At 29.1% G+C, this 22,180-nt stretch carries 23 protein-coding genes; 15 read left to right on the plus strand and 8 right to left on the minus strand.

Annotated features, from left to right (window positions below):
* Positions 1-56 precede the first annotated feature (56 nt).
* Complete coding sequence (gene murI, locus H3N56_RS00750) at positions 57-845, minus strand: glutamate racemase (RefSeq protein ID WP_185879433.1); 789 nt, start codon at positions 843-845, stop codon at positions 57-59.
* Positions 846-1,002: 157 nt separating this feature from the next.
* On the opposite strand from murI, the gene H3N56_RS00755 reads away from it, so the two are divergent.
* The 12 genes from H3N56_RS00755 (at position 1,003) to pgsW (ending at position 12,942) form a co-directional block, all read left to right on the plus strand.
* Positions 1,003-2,322 carry a HAMP domain-containing sensor histidine kinase gene (locus tag H3N56_RS00755; RefSeq protein ID WP_185879434.1) on the plus strand — a complete coding sequence of 440 codons (1,320 nt, stop codon included), beginning with the start codon at positions 1,003-1,005 and terminating at the stop codon, positions 2,320-2,322.
* On the plus strand, positions 2,312-2,932 hold the full coding sequence (locus H3N56_RS00760) for a DNA-binding response regulator (protein WP_185879435.1): 621 nt from the start codon (positions 2,312-2,314) through the stop codon (positions 2,930-2,932). Before H3N56_RS00755 ends, H3N56_RS00760 begins: the two co-directional genes overlap by 11 nt.
* A 136-nt stretch (positions 2,933-3,068) precedes the next feature.
* Positions 3,069-4,811 carry a gamma-glutamyltransferase gene (gene ggt / locus H3N56_RS00765; protein ID WP_185879436.1) on the plus strand — a complete coding sequence of 581 codons (1,743 nt, stop codon included), beginning with the start codon at positions 3,069-3,071 and terminating at the stop codon, positions 4,809-4,811.
* 16 nt (positions 4,812-4,827) lie between these two features.
* Positions 4,828-5,361, plus strand: coding sequence for a DUF6305 family protein (locus H3N56_RS00770; protein WP_185879437.1), 534 nt, complete (start codon positions 4,828-4,830; stop codon positions 5,359-5,361).
* A gap of 61 nt (positions 5,362-5,422) precedes the next feature.
* Positions 5,423-7,123, plus strand: coding sequence for a gamma-glutamyltransferase (ggt, locus tag H3N56_RS00775; protein ID WP_185879438.1), 1,701 nt, complete (start codon positions 5,423-5,425; stop codon positions 7,121-7,123).
* Between the two features lie 18 nt (positions 7,124-7,141).
* Positions 7,142-8,413, plus strand: coding sequence for a TRAP transporter large permease subunit (locus H3N56_RS00780; protein WP_185879439.1), 1,272 nt, complete (start codon positions 7,142-7,144; stop codon positions 8,411-8,413).
* Positions 8,414-8,428: 15 nt separating this feature from the next.
* Entirely contained in the window at positions 8,429-8,572 is a 144-nt protein-coding gene (locus tag H3N56_RS00785; protein WP_185879440.1) for a hypothetical protein, read from the plus strand.
* Positions 8,573-8,587: 15 nt separating this feature from the next.
* Positions 8,588-9,715 carry a succinylglutamate desuccinylase/aspartoacylase family protein gene (locus H3N56_RS00790; protein WP_185879441.1) on the plus strand — a complete coding sequence of 376 codons (1,128 nt, stop codon included), beginning with the start codon at positions 8,588-8,590 and terminating at the stop codon, positions 9,713-9,715.
* Between the two features lie 2 nt (positions 9,716-9,717).
* Complete coding sequence (locus H3N56_RS00795; protein ID WP_185879442.1) at positions 9,718-10,383, plus strand: succinylglutamate desuccinylase/aspartoacylase family protein; 666 nt, start codon at positions 9,718-9,720, stop codon at positions 10,381-10,383.
* Positions 10,380-11,525 (plus strand): poly-gamma-glutamate synthase PgsB, encoded by a 1,146-nt coding sequence (gene pgsB, locus H3N56_RS00800; RefSeq protein WP_185879443.1) that lies wholly within the window; start codon positions 10,380-10,382, stop codon positions 11,523-11,525. The genes H3N56_RS00795 and pgsB overlap by 4 nt, the downstream gene beginning before the upstream one ends.
* Positions 11,518-11,952 carry a poly-gamma-glutamate biosynthesis protein PgsC gene (gene pgsC, locus H3N56_RS00805; protein ID WP_185879444.1) on the plus strand — a complete coding sequence of 145 codons (435 nt, stop codon included), beginning with the start codon at positions 11,518-11,520 and terminating at the stop codon, positions 11,950-11,952. Before pgsB ends, pgsC begins: the two co-directional genes overlap by 8 nt.
* Positions 11,953-12,942 carry a poly-gamma-glutamate system protein gene (gene pgsW, locus H3N56_RS00810; protein ID WP_185879445.1) on the plus strand — a complete coding sequence of 330 codons (990 nt, stop codon included), beginning with the start codon at positions 11,953-11,955 and terminating at the stop codon, positions 12,940-12,942.
* Here pgsW and H3N56_RS00815 read toward each other — a convergent pair.
* From H3N56_RS00815 to H3N56_RS00840, 6 genes are all read right to left on the minus strand, one after another.
* Positions 12,850-14,217: an MATE family efflux transporter gene (locus H3N56_RS00815; RefSeq protein ID WP_185879446.1), complete on the minus strand. Its 1,368-nt coding sequence runs from the start codon at positions 14,215-14,217 to the stop codon at positions 12,850-12,852. The two genes, pgsW and H3N56_RS00815, sit on opposite strands and share 93 nt — an antisense overlap.
* Positions 14,218-14,250: 33 nt before the next feature.
* A complete protein-coding gene (locus H3N56_RS00820; protein WP_185879447.1) occupies positions 14,251-14,550 on the minus strand; it encodes a hypothetical protein in 300 nt (99 codons plus the stop codon).
* A gap of 127 nt (positions 14,551-14,677) precedes the next feature.
* Positions 14,678-14,782: a MetS family NSS transporter small subunit gene (locus H3N56_RS00825; protein ID WP_185879448.1), complete on the minus strand. Its 105-nt coding sequence runs from the start codon at positions 14,780-14,782 to the stop codon at positions 14,678-14,680.
* A gap of 130 nt (positions 14,783-14,912) precedes the next feature.
* Positions 14,913-15,749: an N-acetylmuramoyl-L-alanine amidase gene (locus tag H3N56_RS00830; protein WP_255492121.1), complete on the minus strand. Its 837-nt coding sequence runs from the start codon at positions 15,747-15,749 to the stop codon at positions 14,913-14,915.
* A 17-nt stretch (positions 15,750-15,766) separates the two neighbouring features.
* On the minus strand, positions 15,767-17,854 hold the full coding sequence (locus tag H3N56_RS00835) for a heavy metal translocating P-type ATPase (RefSeq protein WP_185879449.1): 2,088 nt from the start codon (positions 17,852-17,854) through the stop codon (positions 15,767-15,769).
* A gap of 1 nt (position 17,855) precedes the next feature.
* Positions 17,856-18,206, minus strand: a complete 351-nt coding sequence (locus H3N56_RS00840; RefSeq protein WP_185879450.1) for a helix-turn-helix transcriptional regulator — start codon at positions 18,204-18,206, stop codon at positions 17,856-17,858.
* 382 nt (positions 18,207-18,588) lie between these two features.
* On the opposite strand from H3N56_RS00840, the gene H3N56_RS00845 reads away from it, so the two are divergent.
* Entirely contained in the window at positions 18,589-18,951 is a 363-nt protein-coding gene (locus tag H3N56_RS00845) for a hypothetical protein (RefSeq protein WP_185879451.1), read from the plus strand.
* Positions 18,952-18,976: 25 nt separating this feature from the next.
* Here the strand turns inward: H3N56_RS00845 and fsa are convergent, their stop codons facing one another.
* Entirely contained in the window at positions 18,977-19,612 is a 636-nt protein-coding gene (gene fsa / locus H3N56_RS00850) for a fructose-6-phosphate aldolase (RefSeq protein WP_185879452.1), read from the minus strand.
* A gap of 123 nt (positions 19,613-19,735) precedes the next feature.
* Here fsa and H3N56_RS00855 point away from each other — a divergent pair, with 123 nt between their 5' ends.
* Positions 19,736-20,662: a DUF523 domain-containing protein gene (locus tag H3N56_RS00855; protein WP_185879453.1), complete on the plus strand. Its 927-nt coding sequence runs from the start codon at positions 19,736-19,738 to the stop codon at positions 20,660-20,662.
* Positions 20,663-20,676: 14 nt separating this feature from the next.
* Positions 20,677-22,176, plus strand: a complete 1,500-nt coding sequence (malQ, locus tag H3N56_RS00860) for a 4-alpha-glucanotransferase (RefSeq protein WP_185879454.1) — start codon at positions 20,677-20,679, stop codon at positions 22,174-22,176.
* Positions 22,177-22,180: the final 4 nt, after the last annotated feature.

The following is a 22,180-nucleotide window of genomic DNA, read 5'->3' on the forward strand; positions in this document are numbered from 1 at the left end:
CCTCCTCATAGAATTACAAACTCAGCAGTGCTTTTAGAATACAAATTTATAACTTTTTATAGTTTTATATTATATAAGTTTTGAATTTCTCTTTCTAAAAATCTTTCTGCTATAGTTTTAAAGTTTTCAATATCTCCACTTATAGCAAATTCTATTTTAGGAGTAATATCATTTTTTTTATCGATGGTTTTTAATTTATTAAGAAGTTCTAATGTTGTTTCTTTTGCTGGATCAACAATATTTTTAGTAAATTGTCTTTCAATTGTATTTCTAATCATAGGATAATGAGTACATCCTAAAATTAAAGTATCAACATCTTCAGGAATAGCCTCTAAATAAAGACGAATAATCTCATCTGTAAAGTATATACTATATTTGTTTTCCCATCCTTCTTCAACCATAGGACACAATAATTTACATCCTCTCTGAACTAAGTCAAAATTTTCAGGAGCAAAATTATCAAAAACATCTCTATAAGCATTAAATTTAACTGTTGCAGGAGTTGCAATTACTGCAACTTTACCATTTGTAGTTGTGGCAAGTGCAGATTTAACTCCAGGTTCAATAACACCTATAATTGGTATTGGAAATGTTTCTTGCATAGCCTCTAAAGAAGCAGCTGTTGCAGTATTACAAGCAATTACAATGGCATCAACACTATTATTATATAAAAATTCACCAATTTTTAGACAAAGATTTTTTATTTCATTTTTACTTTTATCTCCATATGGAGCATTAGCACTATCTCCGAAATATATAATATGAGATTTTGGAAGATATTTTTCAATTTCTTTAAGAACTGTTAGACCACCAACTCCAGAATCAAAAACTCCTATCTTGTACATAAAAAAACCTCCTGTTGAAACAATTTTTTAAAGTTACCTGTTGTTAATAAAATTGTAATAGCAATTCTAGCTCAAAAAATCCAAAAGTCAATAGCATAGTAAAAAAAACTTCTTTTTTGTACTGTTTTAGAGTATTATTTAATTTACAGGGGGAGATATGAAAAGAATTGATTTTGCAATAAAAAAAGAACAGTTTCATTTTGGAATGTTAATGATTTTTATCGGGATTATAATGCCAATACACTTTAACCATGAAAACTTAGAAATATATAATTTGATATCGAAAAGCTTAGAAAAATGGGATAAAGAGTTCATTATAGTCGCAACTTTTAAGATAGTTTTTTTAAATACTATAAGAGCTTTTCCAAATTATATAGCTATATTTACTATTATAGACTCTATAACTCTAAAAGTTAATCAAAAAAAATTATTTTTTTTAAAATTTTTACCGATAGCTTTAGTGATGCCTTTAATATATTTTTTTATTAAAATATTTTTTAATATAGAATTGACTATTGGTAAAAGTTCTATTTTAGGGTTAGGTTGGGTATATTATTATTCAAGATTCAATTTCAAAAGGACTAATATTCCTAAAAAAAGTTTAGGATTACTTGTATTTATGATGGGGATACAATGGTTAGATATAACGTCATATTTCCAAATTTTGGGGACTGGTGAATTGACTTCAGATTTACACAAAGCTTCAGAATTTATGGAGACAACAACTATTTTGAATATTTTAGGGTTAGTATTTTTTATATTACTTACATCATTTTCAATTTTGTTATTATCAATATTTAAAAGTCAAGAAAAGGCGATGCATATTTTTGAAAAAGAACTTGAAAACAGGTATATGAAAGAAGCTAGATATTTGGTTCACGACTTAAAAACTCCTTTATTTTCAATTAGAACTTTGGTTGAAGTTTTAAAAATGCAGGAAGAGAATGAGAAAAAGATTGAGTATTATTCTAAAATTGAAAATTCACTAGATAAAACGAATTTAATGATTAGTGAGATTTTAAAAACAAATTTAAAAACTCCAGTAAAAATTAGTGAAATTTTTGATTTTATATTTTCATATTTGTCAACTCATAATGGGATAAGTAAAATTAAGTATGAAAATTATTTAAGTAATGATTACATTATACAAGCTAATAGAATACTATTGTGTAGAGCTATAATTAATTTAATTATAAACGCATATGAAGTTTCAAAAGATAAAGTTGAAATCGTTATCAAAGATTATAAAAAATATTTTTATATCATTATAAAAGACGAAGGTCCTGGAATTTCAGATGAGGATATTTTAAGAATTTATAATGATGGATTTAGTACAAAGAATTCTACAGGGTTAGGATTAAGTTTTGTAAATAAAGTTTTAGAAGAGCATGAGTGTAAAATATTTTTTAAAAAGGGAACTGATATAGGAACAAAAGTTTATTTGAAGTTTTTAATTGGGGGAAAAGATGGGAAATAAAATTTTAATAATTGATGATTCAGAGGAAATAGTTTTTGCTATTTCAGAATTTTTTAAATACAAGGGATGGGAATCTTATACAGCAGGAACAGTGGAGAAAGCTCTAAAAATTTTAAATGAGAATAATTTAGATTTAGATGCAATTATAATTGATTATAATATGCCACATATAAATGGTGTGGTTGGAGTTAGATTGATTAGACAAATAAATCCACTTGTACCTATAATAGCTTTGACTATTGAGGAGGAGGAGTTTGTAGCGAAAGAATTCTTTGATGCTGGAGCAAATGATTTTGCAATTAAACCTATAAAAGTTTTAGATTTATATTCTAGAATAAATGTTCATATAGCCAAGGGAAATAAAGTTGAATCTATAAAAGTTAATGATTATCCGAAAGGGATAAATATAAATACGATTGAACTTATAAAAAAAGAAATGTTAAAAACTGATGGTTATATTCAAATAGAGGAAATATCAGAACTTACTGGACTAGCAGGAAAGACAATAAATAGATACATGACTTATTTATTAGAAAAAAACCTTATAAAAATAAAAGTCATATACGGAAAAGTTGGAAGACCTAAGAATGAATATTTATGGATAAAATAGTAAAAAAAACAGAGAGAATAAAGAGAAAAAAGAGATAAATTCTCCTTTTATTTGCAAAATCAATTTTATAACCTATATTTATATTAATAAGATATAGGTCGTGGTTGAGATTTTAAAAAAAGGGGGATAAATTGAAATGAAAAAACTTTTTTTGTTAGGTTCTATTGTATTAACAATTCTAAGTTCCAACAGTCAAGTATTTGCCAAGACTAATTCTAATATTAATACGGACAAAGTAGTAATAGAAGAATTTAAACCTTATGACGAAGCTGGAAATATAATTAGAACCGGAAGAGATGCAACAGGAAAGAATGGAGTTGTATCAACTGGAAAATTTGAGGCTAGTAAAATTGGATTAGAAATTATTGAAAAAGGTGGAAATGCAGTTGATGCGGCAGTTGCAGTTGGATTTGCACTAGGAATTTGTGAGCCACAATCTTCAGGAATAGGTGGCGGAGGATTCATGGTAATTCGTTTTGCTAAAACAGGGGAAGTAAAGTTTATTGACTTCAGGGAAGTTGCACCTAAGGGAGCTACTCCAGCAATGTGGGAAGTAGATGAAAAAGGAAACGTAAAAAATAATGAAAAAGAAGTAGGTGGAAAAGCTATTGGAGTTCCTGGAGAAGTAAAAGGACTACTATATGCTTTGGATACTTATGGAACTATGGATAGAAAAGAAGTTTTAAAGCCATCCATAGATTTAGCTGAAAATGGATATAAAGTTTCTTCGGTTCTTAATAAAGATATGAAAAACCAATTTGAAAGAATTGATATGTTCCCAGAAACAGCTAAAATATATTTAAATGATGGACTTCCATATGATGTAGGAGATGTTTTAAAGAATCCTGATTTAGCGAAGACATTAAGAAAAATTTCAGAAAATGGAGAAAAAGCTTTCTATGAGGGAGAAATTGCACAAGCAATAGTTGAGTCAGCTCAAGCGGCTGGTGGAGTTTTAACTCTAGAAGATATGAAAAACTATAAGATTTCAGTAAGAGATCCAGGAGTAGGAAATTATAGAGGATATGAAATTATCTCAGCTGGACCTCCTAGTTCTGGAGGAGCTCATATAATACAAATTTTAAATATTCTTGAAAATTATGATATGTCATCTATAGATCCAAACTCAACAAAATATTATCACCTATTCTCTGAAGCTATAAAGATGGCTTTTGCAGATAGAGCGAAATATATGGGGGATACAGATTTTATAGATGTTCCAATGAATGGAGTACTATCTAAAGAGTATGCAAAAGAACTTTCTAAACAAATAGATTTAAATAAATCTAAGCAGTACATAGCTGGAAATCCTTGGGATTTTAATGAATCAAAAGATACTACACATTATTCAATAGTTGATAAAGATGGAAATATTGTTTCTGTTACTAAAACTGTAAATGAAGTATTTGGTTCAGGTGTAACAGCTAAAAATACGGGAATTATTTTAAATAACGAGATGGATGATTTTGATACTGGATTTGGAAAGGCAAACTCAGTAGAGCCTAATAAAAAGCCATTGAGCTCTATGTCACCAACTATTATTTTAAAAGATGGGAAACCTGTAATGAGTGTTGGAGCACCAGGTTCAACAAGGATAATTACGGGAGTAGCTCAAGTAATTAGTAAAGTTATAGATCATAAGATGGATGTTCAGGAAGCTATCGATGCACCGAGAATACACGAAGATTATGATAAGCTAGTTTATGAAACAAGAATAAGTCCTGAGGTTATAAAAGAATTGAAAGATATGGGACATAATATGGTTGATGAGGGTCCATGGTTAGAGTATCCGTGTGTTCAGGCTGTTACTATGTCTGAAGATGGAACTCTTAGAGGTGGAGCAGATCCAAGAAGAGATGGAAAAGCATTAGGTCTTTAATTACTAGGGAGGAAAAATGAAAAAAATATTAAATGTATTATTATTTATGATTACAGCGATGGTAGCGTTAGCAGCAAATTTTGAAAAACCAGTGATGTTGACATCAGTTGGTCAGAGTGCTGACGTTCAGATGGTAAAAGCTTTACTAAAAAAGGGTGGAATAGAATCTGGATTTAATACAAATCTTAAATCCGAAGATTTAAAAGATGAAAAAACTTTAATATTAGCAATTGGTGGAAGTTCTAAAGGTTTAGGAGCAGCAGGAATAAAAGCCGAAGATGAGATTGATCGTACTGAAAAATTAATAAAAGCAGCAAGAGAAAAAAATATGAAAATAATAGGATTACATGTTGGAGGGCAAGCAAGAAGAGGAGAGCTTTCTGATAGATTCAATGATGCTGCTGCACCGTATGTTGATTACTTAATAGTTGTAGAAGACGGAAATAAAGACGGGGCATTTACAAAAATAGCTACTGAAAAAAATATCCCGATAGATTTAGTTCCAAAAATTACTAATGCTGTAGATCCATTAAAAAAAGCATTTGAATAATAACTAAAGGGACAATCAATTTGATTGTCCCTTTAATTTAAAAAATAGGGGGATTATATTAATGAAACTGAATAAGATTTTAACATTAGGAACTATAACATTTTCTTTTTTTACAGCTACTTCAAAAATATTAGAGGCTGCACATCCTTTAAATTTATATTCAAGAGAAGCTAGTGGAGCAAACGGAGTTGTAGCGGCGGCTAAACCCGAAGCATCTCAAGTTGGAATCGATATCTTAAAAAAAGGTGGAAACGCAGTTGATGCAGCTATTGCAACAGCTTTTGCTATAGGAGTATTAGAACCTAATGCTTCAGGAATAGGTGGGGGAGGATTCATTGTTGTAAGAATGGCAAAGACTGGAAAAACTGTAATTATAGATTATAGAGAAACAGCTCCTGGAGCCGCAACTCCAAATATGTATACATTAGATGAAAATGGAAAAGTTGTAAATAACGAGATTACAGTTGGAGGAAAGGCAGTTGGAGTACCTGGAAATGTAGCTGGACTTTTAACAACTCTTGAAAAATATGGAACAATGAAAAGACAAGATGTAATGAAACCTGCAATAGAGTATGCTGAAAAAGGTATTCCAGTTACTCCAAATTTAGCTTCAATTATAACTGATAACTACGATAAACTTGTGAAGTTTGATGCTGCTTCACAAATTTATTTAAAAGATGGATTACCATATGAAGTTGGAGATACGATAGTTCAAAAGGATTTAGCAGAAACATTAAAGAAGATTTCAAAGAATGGAAAAGATGCTTTTTATACTGGAGATATTGCAAAAAGAATAGCTGAGGAAGTACAAAAGCAAGGTGGAATAATAACTGAGGAAGATTTAAAAAATTATAAAGTAATAGAAAGAGAACCACTTTCAGGAACATATAGAGATTATACAATTATCTCATGTCCTCCAGCAAGTTCAGGTGGAACACATATAGTTCAATTATTAAATATGGTTGAGAATTATGACTTAAAATCAATGGGAGACAATACACCAGAAGCATGGCACGTATGGGCAGAAAGTATGAGACAAATGTTTGCAGATAGAGCTGAATATATGGGAGATACAGCGTTTGTTGATGTTCCATTAAAAGGTCTTACATCTAAAGAATATGCTAAGGAATTAGTGTCTAAAATAGATTTATCTAAACCAGGAATGGATTTAAAAGCTGGAGACCCTAGTAAATATGAAAGTGGAAGTACAACTCATTTCTCTGTTATGGATAAAGAGGGGAATATGGTTGCAGTAACTCAAACTATAAATTACTTCTTTGGTTCTGGGGTTACAGTTCCAGGACTTGGAATTATTTTAAACAATGAAATGGATGATTTCGTTCCAGCACCAGGAAGTAAAAATTCTGTTGAACCTGGAAAAAGACCACTTAGTAGCATGAGTCCAACTTTAGTTTTAGATCCACAAGGAAGACCATTTATGACTGTTGGATCACCAGGAGCAACAAGAATAATTCCAGCAGTTGCAATGACAATTAGTAATGTAATTGATCATGGAATGACAATTCAAGAGGCTATAAATGCACCTAGAATTACACAGTTCCAAGCAGGAACATTAAAATCAGAAGGAAAAGTTTCGTTAAATTCTTATAACGGTTTAAAAAATATAGGTCATGAAGTTGAAGTAAAATCTGATTATGATCCTTATTTTGGTGGAGTTCATGCAGTTATGATGGACTATAAAACAAAAACTCTTCATGGTGGAGCAGATCCTAGAAGAGATGGACAGGCAGTTGGATTTTAATTTTAGGGGGGAACTAAATTGTCAATAGAACTTATAATATTTTTAGCTATGATACTTGTATTCGTCTTAGCCTGCTTTAAATTTAAGTTACCAGTAAGTATAGCGATGGCTTTATCAGCAATAACAGCTACATTAATTGCAGGAGAGGGAATTCCTTTAAGACATTTAGTAGAAGGAATGTTTGGATATTTAGATACGATTTTAGTTATTGCAACTGCAATGATTTTTATGAAAACAATTCAAGATATTGGAACTTTGAATGCTTTGAGTGCTTCAATTTTAAAAAGATTTCATAAAATACCTTGGTTAATGTTAATTTTTCTTATGTTTGTGGCAATGTTTCCAGGAATGGTTACAGGATCATCAACAGCCTCGGTTCTTACCGCTGGAAGTATAGTAGCACCTATTTTAATGATAATTGGAATTCCGATTGTTGAGACAGCTACTATAATTGCTCTTGGAGGAATTTTTGGAATGATAGCTCCACCAGTAAATATTCCAGCTATGATAATAGGTGGAGGAATTGATATGCCATATGTAGGGTTTACAATTCCACTTTTACTTTTAACAATCCCGGTGGCGATATTTACAGTTTTATACTTAGGATTAAAACATGTAAAATCAATAGATTACGATTTAGTTAAGACAAAGATAGATACATCATCATTTGAAACATATGGAACAAAACTTTATATTCCAGTAATTTTAGCTGTGGTTCTTATGATTTTAGGAAAAGTTATGCCAGAAACTTTTAATTTAGGAATGCCTCTAATATTCATAATTAGTGCATTATCTGGACTTTTCTGTGGAAAGAAAGTTAATTTCTTATCAGTTTCAAAAGATGCTATAAAACAAACTCTTCCAGTATTAGGAATTTTAATGGGAGTTGGAATGTTTATACAAGTAATGACAATGACAGGAGTTAGAGGATTTATCGTTGTGAGTAGTTTAGATTTACCTCCAGCTCTTATATACTTAGCAATGGCAATAACAATACCACTATTTGGAGCTGTATCATCTTTTGGAGCTGCTTCTGTATTAGGAGTTCCTTTCTTAATGGTTTTCTTAGCTCAAAATCAAATTGTAACAGCTTCAGCAATATCTTTTATAGCTGGACTTGGAGATTTAATGCCTCCAACAGCTTTAGCAGGAATTTTTGCTGCTCAGGTTGTAGGACTTAAAGATTACACCTTAGTTCTAAAAAAATCAGTTGTTCCAGGATTAGTTATAATAGTTTATTCTATTCTCTTTATAATTTTTTCTAAAAATTTAGCATCAATAATATTTTAATTGAGGTGGTATAAAATGACTTATATATATCTAGGAATAACTCTCTATATTTTTGTTTTAGTTATATTAAATTTACTTGAGGAGAAAGAATTTTTTAGCCAACTAAATGCAGCTTTAGTTTTAATTCCTCTAATATTAAGATTGTTCATGATAAAATAGGAGGGGAGAAATGAGATGAAAGGAAATAAAACAACAGCAATAATATTGATAGGATTAGCTTTAGCTACTGCATTTTTCGCAGGAAGAGAATTTTTAAAAATGAGAGAACCAGAACCAATTATAAAAGGTGTTGGAGTAACTGAAGTTCAAAAGTTAAGTCAGTATTTTCCAGATTTGAAAGGGACTAATGGAGATACAGATATTTATATATTAAAAGGACAAGAGCCGGGTGGATCTATGCTAGTACTTGGTGGAACTCATCCAAATGAGCCATCAGGATTTATGAGTGCTGTTGTACTTATAGAGAATGCAAAAGTAAATAAAGGAACTCTTTATGTTATACCTAGAACTAATCAGAGTGGATTTACACATAATGATCCTCAAGAAGGTTCTCCACAAAGATTCCATATAAAAACTAAAGATGGAGAAAGATGGTTTAGATATGGATCTCGTGCAACAAATCCTCTAGATCAGTGGCCAGATCCTGATGTTTATATTCATGCATCTTCAGGTCAGCAGTTATCTGGAAACGAAACTAGAAATTTAAACAGAGCTTATCCTGGAAGACCAGACGGGACATATACTGAAAAAGTTGCATATGCGATAACAGAAATGATAAAGAAAAATAAAATAAATATGACAGTAGATTTACACGAAGCTTCACCAGAGTACCCAGTTATTAACGCAATAGTATCTCATGATAGAGCTATGCCAATAACATCACAAGTAACAATGAACTTAGAATTTGAAGATATAGCAATTGGTCTTGAGCCATCTCCAAAGACTTTGAGAGGACTTACACATAGAGAATTAGGAGATTATACAGATACATATGCGGTACTTATGGAAACTGCTAATCCAGCTCAAGGAAGATTAAGAGGAAAAACAAATGAAGCTCTTATTTTAACTGGAAAGGATAAGACATACGTAAAGGCTCAAAAATTAGGAAGATTATTTGTTCCTTTCACTGAGGATGGACATCCTTTAGAGCAAAGGGTTGCAAGAAATATAGCAGCCTTGACTGAATTGAAAAATGTTATGGGAGAACTAGAACCTGATAAAGTAATTGAGATAGATTATATACCAACTTACAGTGATTTAGTAGAGAAGGGATTAGGAGAATATCTTAATAAGGCTAATTAACTATGTTAGAAACAGTGTTTATTTTATTCTTACTTTGTTTTTATATAGGGATATCAGCTGAAAATTCAGAAGTTAAATTATATAGCATTGGAAATGGAACTCCTAAAATTTTAGTGATTTCAGGAGTACATGGGGATGAAATAGCGGGGGTAGTTCTTGTAAAAGAGCTACTCTTTTCATCTTTAAAAAATGGAACTTTATATTTGATACCAGAGGCTAATTTTAGAGCAGTAGATCTAAAAAAAAGAACTCCATATTATATGGATGATCTAAATAGAAGTTTTCCAGGAAGTGATAAAAATTTAACTCAAAGAATTGCTAGAGAAATTTATGATATTATAGATGAGATTCAGCCTAATTTGATTATTGATTTACATGAATCTCCATATAAATATGATGAAAATAAAGATCCTAATTTATATATTGGAAATACAGTTATTCTTGCAGAGTCTACCCTAGAGAAATTTATGGATTTAGTTTTGGAATTTGAATTAATAACAATATTAGGTGGAGCAAAAGGAAGCTTGAATTATGAAGTTAGTTCAAGATTGAAAATTCCAGTATTAACTATTGAAACTTCGAAAGAAGAGGACTTATATAATAGAGTAGAAAAACAAAGAGATATTGTAAAAAGAACTTTAGAGTATTTTAGAATGGAGTTGGAATGAAAGAAATAATTTTATTGTTGGGACTGGGATATATCTTGTATCTTTTTATTGAAAAATATAAATTGAAGAGAAGAAGAAATCAAATTAAGTATGTAATCCACGTTAATGGTATAAGGGGAAAATCAACAGTTTCAAGGCTTATAGATAGTGGAATGAGAGCGGGTGGGTATAAAGTTTTTACAAAAATAACAGGAACCTCACCTAGATATATTGGCGTTGATGGTAAAGAAGTATTAATAAAAAGAAGAGGAAAAGCGAATATAAGAGAACAGATAAGTATATTTAAGAAAGCTACTTCTCAGCTTGCGGAAGTACTGATTTTAGAATGTATGGCTGTAAAACCAGATTTTCAAAAAATATGTGAAAAACAAATAGTAAACTCTGATATTGGCATTATTACTAATGTAAGAGAAGATCATTTAGATGAAATGGGTTCAACGCTTGATCAAATAGCTGAATCTTTATCTAGTACTATACCAGAAAACGGAATTTTTTTTACAAGTGATAAAAATTATATAGATTATTTTAAACATATTGCGACTTCTAAAAGAACAAAAACTCTAGATTTATTGGAGGAAAAAGAGGAGTATGAATCAATAGATTTTTCAGAAAATGTAGCATTAGCTCTAAATGTATGTAAATATTTTAATATTGATTCAAAGATTGCTTTAGAAGGAATGAGAAACTACAAAAGAGATCCTGGAGTTTTAAAAACAACAAACTATACAAATTTTAGAGGAGCACATGTTAGTTTTGTAAATGCCCTAGCTGCAAATGATCCAAATTCTAGTGAATTAATTCTAAACAAAATTAAAAAAAGAGATAATTACTGGGATAGAAAAAGATATTTGATGATAAATAACAGGCGTGATAGAGTAAGCAGATTTGAACAGTATATTGATTTTATAATAAAATTAGAAAATAATTTTGAAAAAATTTTAATTTCCGGAGAAAATCAGGAAATTTTTAAAACAAAAATATTAAGTGCTGGAGTTTTAAAAAATAAAGTTGTTCAAATTAAAAACTTTGAATTTTTTGAAAATATAGAAGAAGATTCTATGATATTTGCTGTTGGAAATATATGTGGAAAAGGAAAAAAAATAGTTGATTATATAGAGGGACAAGGGGAGATTAATGGGTGAGGAAATAGTAATTTTAGGAATTATTTTAAGTATTATTTTTTATGAAGTAACTGATTTGTCACCTGGTGGAGTGATAGTTCCGGGATATTTAGCACTTTTTTTAGATAATCCTAAAAGAGTACTATTTACAATAATGCTATCTATTTTAACATATTTTGTAGTTAGAGGGCTATCTCAATACACTATTTTATATGGGCGTAGAAAATTTGTAGTTTTTATAATCGTAACTTTTATTTTAAAGTATATTTTAGGATATATGTCGATAGATTTTTTAGATAAAAGTTTAATTATTGGAATTTTAGTTCCAGGAATTTTAGCTCAAGATATAGATAAAAATGGATGTTTTAAAACAATTTCGGCATTAAGTATTTTAACTATTACTATAAAAGTAATAAGTAATTTTTATTATAGAGGAGGATTTTTTTAAATGAAAAATAACAGATTGTATCTAGTTGCCTCCTTATTTATAATACTTTATTTTGGTATTGTTTTATCAGAAAAAGAAGATATAAAAAATATTGAAATTATGATAAAATCCGCAGAGAAAATGAATAATTTAAGTAAAGAGATATTAAAATATAAAATTGAAAATGGAATATCTATAGATTCTTCAATAGATATAAATAAAACAGGATTATTAGGAGAAGAATATACTGAAATAACAACAACTTTAGGGAATTTAGAAAGTAAAAGAACTTCATCGAATCCAGATTTTGCAGCATTATTCATAAAATTATTTTTAGAAAATGGAATTACAAAAGGAGATAAGATTGCAGTGAATATGTCTGGTTCTTTTCCAGCTTTAAATCTTTCTTTAATTTCAGCATTGGATACCTTGGATTTAGAAGGAATAATAATAAGCTCAGTCGGGGCTTCAACATATGGAGCTAATAATCCTAGTTTTACATATTTAGATATGGAGAAAAGATTAGCTGATAAAAATTATATAAAAAATAAAAGTGTAGGATATTCATTGGGTGGAGATGGAGATATAGGAAATAATTTTGAAGAGGTTACAAAAGCTGAAATTTTAAGGAGGATAGACGAATACGGATTGAAGAAGTTTTATAACTCAAAATTAAGTGACAATTTAAGTGAGAGATTTAATTACTATACCCAAGATAGAGAGATAAAATTATTTGTTAATATTGGAGGAAATTTACTTTCAGAAGGGTTGAAATTAGAGTTTGAAAAGGTAGGAATTCCTGTAATTTCCATGCTAAATATAAAAGCCATAGCAAGTAGTTATGGAATTCCTATTGATCCAATCCCAATTCCTAAAATAGGAGTTTCAAATCTTTATAAAGAAGAAAAAAGCAATAAATTAGAGTATGTTATACTCTTTGTCTTCATTTTTTATATTATTTGGAATTATTTTTTTGTATCCGACTGTAAAAAGAAGTGTGATAGAAAATAATAAAGTAAACAATTCATTTATTGGTGCAGAAAGCCAAATCCCCTTTGTATTAAAAAATATTGGAAGGACAAGTAGCGCTACATTAATAAAAAGTAGTCCTCTTAGAATACTAAGTCCACATGAAATTAAAGCTTCTTCTATCGCTGTGAAATAGGCACTAACTATGATATTTAATCCCATTATTAAATATGTAAAGCTATATAGTTTAATTGCTTCATGTGTTAAATTGTATAGATTTATATTATTCGATACGAAAATCTTAATTATATTATGAGTAAATAAATTTACAAGTAAATAAAAAATTCCACCTAAGATTAAGATAATAACTAGAGAGTAATTTAAAACAGTTTTAATTCTTTTGAATTTTAAAGCCCCAAAATTATAACTGATAATTGGTTGAATTCCTTGAGCGAATCCTATCATAGTCATTGTAACAAGAGTAGAGATATATCCTATAATACCAAAGGATGAAACACCTTCTTCTCCTATAAGCTTCATTATATTGATATTGAAAGCCATTATAACAATTCCAGTAGCTATTTCTGTTAAGAATTCTGAAGATCCATTAAAAAGAATCGAGTTACAGAGTTTTAAATTAATTTTGCTTAATTTAAACTTTAATTTTTTTCTTTTAAATTTCAAATAATAGATTAATGGAATAACAGTACTTAGTTGACCTATTCCTGTAGCTATAGCAGCTCCTTTAATTCCTAAGGATAACTTTCCTATAAAAATATAATCTAGAATAATATTGACTAAAGCACCAACTATAATACAAATAAGAGAAAATGATGGAGCTCCATCAACTCTTATAAAAATTTCAAGTCCATATCCTAAAAGATAAGAAATTATAAAAAAGGAAAGATAAAATAAATAAGTTTTAGAATCATTTAAAATGGTATCATTGGCTCCTAAGAGTCTAACAACATCTTCGGTAAAAAATATTCCAATGAATCCAATTATTGTTCCAAATAAAATAAAAAGTTGAACGGAGATACTAAAAACCTTATTGGCAGACTCTTCATCTTTTTCTCCTAATTTAATTCCTATAATTGTTGATCCACCTATTGCAATCATTATTCCCATTGCAAAAGATAAATTAATATAGGGCATAACGATATTTACTGCCGCTAGACCTTTCGATCCCAAGTATTTTCCTATAAAAAACCCATCTACAATACTATAAAGAGAAAAAATCCACATTGTAAGTACAGATGGAAGACAGTACTTCAATAAAAGTTTTGGAATATTTTCTTTTGATAAATTGGTACTCATAAAACCTCCTAAAAAAAAAGACTATAAGTTAGCTTAATCTAACGTATAGTCCTTAATCGATGCCACCCAAACAGTATATCCTTCTTTTAAATCTAGATTAGGACTCAATCCAACTTCGTATCCAGACCCCTTACTACTATGCCTAACCATAACTTTAGTTTTCTTTACACTATTTCGATCTATTTTTACTTTATACCCTTTCAACGAGGTATTTTCAGCTATCTCTTGAAATTCATCTTCTGAAAAAAAATCAGATAAGGCAACAAAAACTGGTTTACCTTGCTCTGCCATAAATATATGAGGCTTTTTAATTACTTCTAAAAACTCATCCATTATTTCACCTCCTGAATTTGCCAGTTTACTACTATATTATACTATTGTAAGCAATTCTAGTCAATGTTTACAATAGATAAAAAAAAAGACTCTAAAAATAAATTTTAGAATCTTTAAATTATTTTACTTATTTATTTTTATTTATCTTTAAGGCAATCATTATTGAAACCAAAAGACCTCCCCAGATTGTTGTATAAGTTATAAGCATCAAAATTTTAGCCAGATTATTCATATGCATCGCCCCCTATTATATAATTACAACATTTACGCCATAAAATCAATAGAGGAAATACATATAAAAAATATATTGTTATCATTTCCTGTGAATAAGTGTTATTTGATTAACATATACAATATATATATTAGTCTTTATATTTGAAATTTAACGCTTTAATTATAGCAAAAGTCTGTGCATCAACGACTCCTGTGATTTTTTCAGGCCTAAAATGATTTTGAAAGGCTTGGATAATCTGTTTGCTTTCATTATCCCATTTATCAGTTAAATTCATAGGGTAGCCATATTTTATAAATTGTTTTTTTATTTGAATAGTATTATATTTAAGTCTGAAATCATCATCTAAAAAATCTTGATAATCTTGATCATCATACCATGCACCAACTCCGTAGTCAGAATAAAGTTTTTTCCAAGGGAAGAGTGGTCCGGGATCAGGTTTCCTTCCTGGTGCGATGTCAGAATGCCCTAGAATATATTTTGGATTTATAGAATATTTATTTGATAAATCTTTTAGTAGAAATCCAATTTTTTCAATTTGAACATCGGTATATGGAAAATAATTTTGAGCTTGAGGAAATTTATATCCAAATTTATCCTGAGTTTTTATTCCTAAGTTAACAATTTCGATACCGATAGAAGTATCATTTAAATTTGTTCTGTTATCAAAAGAACTTATTCCAGCATGCCAAGCTCTTTTTTCATCAGGCACTAAAGACAAAATAGGTTGGTCATCGTTTGATGTAACTAAGTAGTGAGCACTTACATCTCTTTCAGTTAAAACCTTTATGGATTTTTCATCATTTAAAACTGTATAGTGCAAAATAATATGTCTAATTCTATTATTTTGTCCTTTTGCAAAATAACTACTTCTATCAATTTTAAATGTTTCTTCATTTGATTTTTTTTCAGATTGATTACATCCTGCTAAAAAAATCATCAAAGTTAAAATTATTTTTTTATACAATATTCACTCCTTTAAAATTACCTTTTGTTTCGAAGAAGTTTCGAAGCATTAATTACTGCAATTATAGATACGCCGACATCGGCAAATATAGCCATCCATAGGTTTGCTAATCCTAATATTCCTAAAATCATAACGATTATTTTTATTCCTAATGCAAGAACTATATTTTGCCAAACAACATTTTTATTTAGTTTTGCTATTTTTAAAGACTCAATTATTTTATAAGGATCATCATTCATAAGAACTATATCAGAACTTTCAACAGCAATATCACTTCCAATTTTACCCATAGATATTCCAACATCTGATATGGCAAGTGCAGGAGCATCATTAATACCGTCGCCAACAAAGATAACCCCTTTTTTAGAATCTAATTTTAATTTTTCTAAAATAGAAATTTTATCTTGAGGTAAAAGTTGTGAATAGATGTTATTTTTATTTATTCCTAATTCTTTTCCAATAGCTTGTGCAGTAGCATCATTATCCCCTGTTAGCATATAAGTTTCAATATTTAAATCATTAAGCTCTTTTAATGTTTTTATAGAATTTTGTTTGATTGTATCATTTACATAAATTTTACCAAGTAAGACATCATTTGTAGCAACATATACAACTGTACCAATTCCAGTTTCTTCTGGGAAACTAATGTTACATTCTTTCATGAATTTTGAATTTCCAATAATAATTTCATTGCCTTTATATCTCGTAATAACACCATATCCAGATTTCTCATTATGTCCTTCAATATCCCATTCATCTATCTCTATATCACCATAGTTTAAAATGGCTTTTCCAATGGGATGGTTGGAATAAAATTCTCCAGCTTTAGCCATTTCTAAAAGATTTTCCTTTGTTCCATTAAATAGCTCGATTTTAGTGATTGAAAACTTTCCTTTTGTAAGGGTACCCGTCTTATCAAAGATAACTTTATCAATATTAGTAAGTCTTTCTAAGTAGTTTCCTCCCTTAATAAGTATTCCAAGTTTTGAAGCTCTCCCAATACTGCTAAAAAAAGTTAATGGAACCGAAAGAACTAATGCACATGGACAAGAGATAACTAAAAATATTAAAGATCTACCTATCCAAAGTTTAAAATCACCTAAGAATAGTGGTAGTATAAATGCTATAAAAACTGCTAAAGATACAACAATAGGAGTATAGTATCTAGCAAATTTTGTAATAAATTTTTCAGTATGAGCTTTTCTACTTCCAGCATTTTCTACTAATTCAATTATTTTAGTAATTGTTGATTGAGAGTAAAGTTTAGTAACTTTTATTTCTAGAATACCCGTTAAATTGATACTACCACTTAATATTTCACTGTCTTTTGATACAAGAATTGGTAGTGATTCTCCTGTTAAAGTTGAATTGTCAATTGACGAATCTCCGGATAGAACAATTCCATCCAGTGGAATTCTTTCTCCAACTTTTACAATTATAATATCATTTATTTTAACATCGTTTGGAGAAACTTTTGTTGTAACTCCATTTTTATCTTTTAAATTTGCATATTCAGGTTTTATATTCATTAGAGCTTCTATAGATTTCTTTGAATTATTTACAGCTAAATCTTCGAAAAATTCTCCTATCTTATAAAATATCATTACTCCAGCAGCTTCTGAAAAATCACCAAGAGAGAAAGCTCCGATAGTTGCAATTGTCATTAAAAAATTCTCGTCTAAAAATTTTCCTCTTTTTATATTTAAAAGAGATTTCCAGATAATATCATAACCAGATATTATATAAGCTAAAATAAATAAAGAATTTTTTACTGTCTCGTTTTTTATAAAAAATGAGATTATAAAAATTGTGATTGATAGAGCCAGAATAATTTTTTTATTCGAGCCATCTTCTTCAGAAATTTCTTCTGTTTTATTTTCTAAAGGAACTAACAAAGTTCCGGGTTCAATTCTATCAGCTAATAAATTTAACTTATTCAATAAGTCATTATCTTCTATATTTTCATTTATTTCTAAAATCACTTTTTTCTTATAAAAATCCACTTGGCAAGTCTCTACAAAGCTTAAACTTTCAAATTCATATTGAATTTTAGCAGCACAACCCCCACAATGAAGATTCTTTATATTATATTCTTTTTTAATCATTTTATAATTCACCTTCTTCATAAGAGCTACAAGAGTGCTGAGTATTTTTTAAATTTAAAAATTTATCATAATCTGTTTCAATTATTTCTTTTGGAATTTCATTTAATAAAATTTCAATGAAAGAATATTTTTCTAAAGTTTTTGTGTTGATTGAATAATAACACCACTTTCCTTGTTTTTTTGTAGTAATAAGCTGATCACTTTTAAGTTTTGAAATATGTCTAGAGACATTTGATTGATTAAGCTCTAAGGCATGTTCTATATTACAAGCACATGAACTTTTTGCTAAATTTAATAAAGATAAAATTCTTAATCTATTTTGATCGCTTAAACTTTTTAATATGTTTATCATAAATCTCCCCCTTTTCATATAATTATATGATTATGTAATCATATATACTTTAACATGTTTTTTTTTAGATGTCAAAATAAAAAAAAGAGAATGCTAAGATTCTCTTTTTTAAATATTCCAAGGAGAAAAATAAAAACCAATTGCTAAAATTGCTATTAAGACTATAACCATAACTACTCTAGTATATATTTTTTCTTTACTTTCCATAAAAACCTCCATTACTCTTATCTTTATTACTTTATAGATTGGGAATGAATATCCTTTTTTTTAATTGATATTATTTATATAAAATTATTTTCAATATAAAAAAGGATTTTGTTATAAAATTTAGTACAAGAGTGCGTAGGATTAAAATTAATCTAATTACAAGGAGTTGATAGGTATGAAAAAGTTATTAATAATAGCTACAGTTATTTTATCATCTACAGTTTTTGCAGCAGAGAGTGGAACAATGATGCAAGATGGAAAATGTAATTGTCCTATGATGAGTGAAATGAAAATAGAAGAAATGGGAAAAATGAAAGATTCTATGATGGCGAATATGACTCCAGAGAACAAAAAACTTATGCAGGAGCATATAGATGCTATAAAAGAAAACAGAACTGAACTTAAAAAAGCTATGCTTGATGAAAAAGTTGATTGGGATAAAGTAAAAAAAATTAATGAAAGTACAGCTGATCATAAAACTGAAATGATGAAATTAATGCATGATGTTGAAAAAACTCCAGTAAAAGCAGCAAAATAAAAAAATGGGCTAATTGGCCCATTTTTTATTTATTCCAGTCATTTAAGAATTTTTCAATTCCTGCATCAGTTAAAGGATGCTCTATCATTTTCATAAGAACATTAAATGGGATAGTTGAAATATGAGCTCCAGCTTTAGCAGCCTCTTTAGAGTGAAGAGGATTTCTTATACTTGCAGCAATAATTTCACTATTTATTCCGTGTATTTTAAAGATATCAGAAATTTCTTGAATTAAAGAAATTCCATCTATTCCGATATCGTCTAATCTCCCCAGGAATGGACTTACATATGTTGCACCTGATCTAGCAGCTAATAATGCTTGATTAGCTGTAAAAATTAAAGTTACATTAGTTTTTATTCCTCTTTTAGTAAGAATGCTACAAGCTTCTAATCCGTCTTTAGTCATTGGAAGTTTTATTACAATATTTTTATGTATTTTTACTAATTCCATAGCTTCCTCAACCATTTCACTAGCAACTAAAGAGATAACCTCAGCACTAATTGGTCCGTCAACTATTGAACAAATTTCTGTTACAACCTCTTTAAAATCTCTTCCTTCTCTTACAATTAATGATGGATTTGTCGTAACACCAGCAATACACCCCATTGCTGCTGCTTTTCTGATTTCATCTACATTCGCTGTATCAATAAATATTTTCATATTATCCCTCCCGAGTATATTTGTGTTTATTATATCATAGTTTGGAACAAAATAAAAATAGAGGAAAAACTAAATAAATTAGTAAGGTTTTTTAATAATTAATAAATTTAAAAGGTGGTATTTATGCAAAGTATTTTTGAACAAAAGATAAAAATAGGGATTTCAGCATGTCAATTTGGTTCAAAAGTTAGATACAATGGAAAAGGAAGAGATATGCTTCAAAATTTAGGAAGAGATAGATCAGAATTTATATGGACTCCAGTTTGTCCTGAATTGACTGCTGGAATGGGTGTACCAAGAGCCTGTATTAAACTTTCAAAGGGAAATGGAATTGATTTTTGGAATGGAGAAGCAATTGTAAAGAATAAAGAAGGAAAAGATGTAAGCAGTTGGATAAAAAAAGGGAGTATATCATGTATGGAAACTCTTGAAAGAGCGGAAATAGACGTATTTATTTTTATGGAAGGAAGTCCCAGTTGTGGAGTTTATAGAACTAGTTTAAAAAATCAAAGATTAGGAAATCCACCAGGGACTTTTGGAGCACTCCTTTTACAAAAAGATATATTTTTAATTCCATCTGTAGATTTACAAAGTCCCATTAGATGGTGGGACTGGAAAAGAAGAATGGTTGTGTTTATATGGTTAAAAAAACAGGAAATTAATAATGAAATAGATTTAAAGGAGATGTGGAAGAGAGTAAGCTATATTTGTCATGAATTAAGTGAAGTTGAAACAAGTAAAATAAAACATGAAATTGCAAAAATATATGTTAGTAAAAATAATCAGCCAGAAAGTTATAGTAAAGTAAAGAAACAAATCCTAGATCTTTTAAGAAGACCAGCAGAAATGGAAATGATAAAAAAATGGCTATGGAAAAATTATATCCATTTAAAAGAAAGAGAAGGAGTTATAGCTGAGGATATTCTTGAGCCAGATATTTTAAGAAATATGACCCATGTACTAGAAGAGATATTAAGTATTGAAAAAAAAGTGAGAGAAAAAAATATATCTTTTAGAAGTTCACCAATAAATTATAAGCCTAAAAGATAAAATGGGGGAATTAAATGTTTAGAAGGAGTAGCGGAATATTAATGCACATTAGTTCTCTCCCATCAAAATATGGGATAGGAGATTTTGGAAAATCAGCATACGATTTTATAAACTTTTTAGAAAAATCTGGTCAAAAAAATTGGCAAATACTTCCTCTAGGTGCAACAGGATATGGAGATTCACCATATCAATCTTTTTCAGCTTTTTCTGGGAATCCATATTTTATAGATTTGGAATCTTTGGTTAGTGATGGATATCTTGAGTTTAGTGATCTTAATTACTTAGAAAATAAAAATCCATCTCTTGTAGATTACAATGAAGTTTATCATAAGAAATATTTCATTTTTAAAAAAGCTTATTCTAAATTTGTAGAAATAGGAGATTTTATTCAATTAAAAGAATTTAGAAAAAAGAATCTATATTGGATAGAGGACTATAGTTTATTTATGGCCCTAAAAGAAAAGTTTAATGGAGCTTCTTGGTTAAATTGGCCAAGAAAATATAGAGTTAGAGATAGAGAAACTATGAAAAAGTCAAAAATAGAATTAAAGAAGTCTATTCAATATTTTACATTTTTAGAATATTTATTTCAAAATCATTGGTTTAAACTAAAAAGCTATGCAAATAAAAAAGGGATAAAGATAATTGGAGATATTCCTATGTTTGTGTCGACAGATAGTTCAGACACTTGGGCGACACCAAATTTTTTTCAATTTGATAAATATAAAAAACCGAAAAGAGTTGCGGGTTGTCCACCAGATTTCTTTAGTAAAAGTGGTCAATTATGGGGAAATGTTTTATATGATTGGAAAGCTATGGAGGAAAAAAAATATGTATGGTGGATAAATAGATTGAAGTTTTGTTCCAAGCTTTATGATATTTCTAGAATAGATCATTTTAGAGGATTTGAATCATATTGGTCTATTCCAGCAGAGGCAAAATCGGCAGCGGTAGGTCGATGGGAAAAGGGGCCGGGAATGAAATTTTTTAATATTATCAAGAGTAAGTTAGGAAATATTCCAATAATAGCTGAAGATTTAGGAATTTTAACTTCAAAAGTTGAAAAATTATTGATTGATACTGGATATCCGGGAATGAAGATTTTAGAATTCGCATTCGATAGTAGTGGAGAGAGCTCCTATTTACCTCATAAATATAAAAGGAATTCTATCGCTTATACAGGAACCCATGATAATAACACGATTGTTGGATGGTATAAAGAAGCCCCTAAAAAGGATAAAGAGTTTTGTAACGAATATTTAAAATGTTACTTAAGAAAAATTGATGGCGATTTAAATGAAAGTATTTCTTGGAAGTGTATAGAAGCAATATGGGGTTCAAAATCTGTAATTTCAATTGCTCAACTTCAAGATTTTTTAGAAATTGGTAATATAGGTAGAATGAATACACCTTCGACACTTGGTGGAAATTGGACTTGGAGAGTTTCAAAAGAAGAATTGACAGATGAATTGGCTAGTAAAATACTAAAAATAACCAAAAAATTTAATAGGTAGGTGA

This window comes from Cetobacterium sp. 2A (assembly GCF_014250685.1).
Classification (GTDB): domain Bacteria; phylum Fusobacteriota; class Fusobacteriia; order Fusobacteriales; family Fusobacteriaceae; genus Cetobacterium.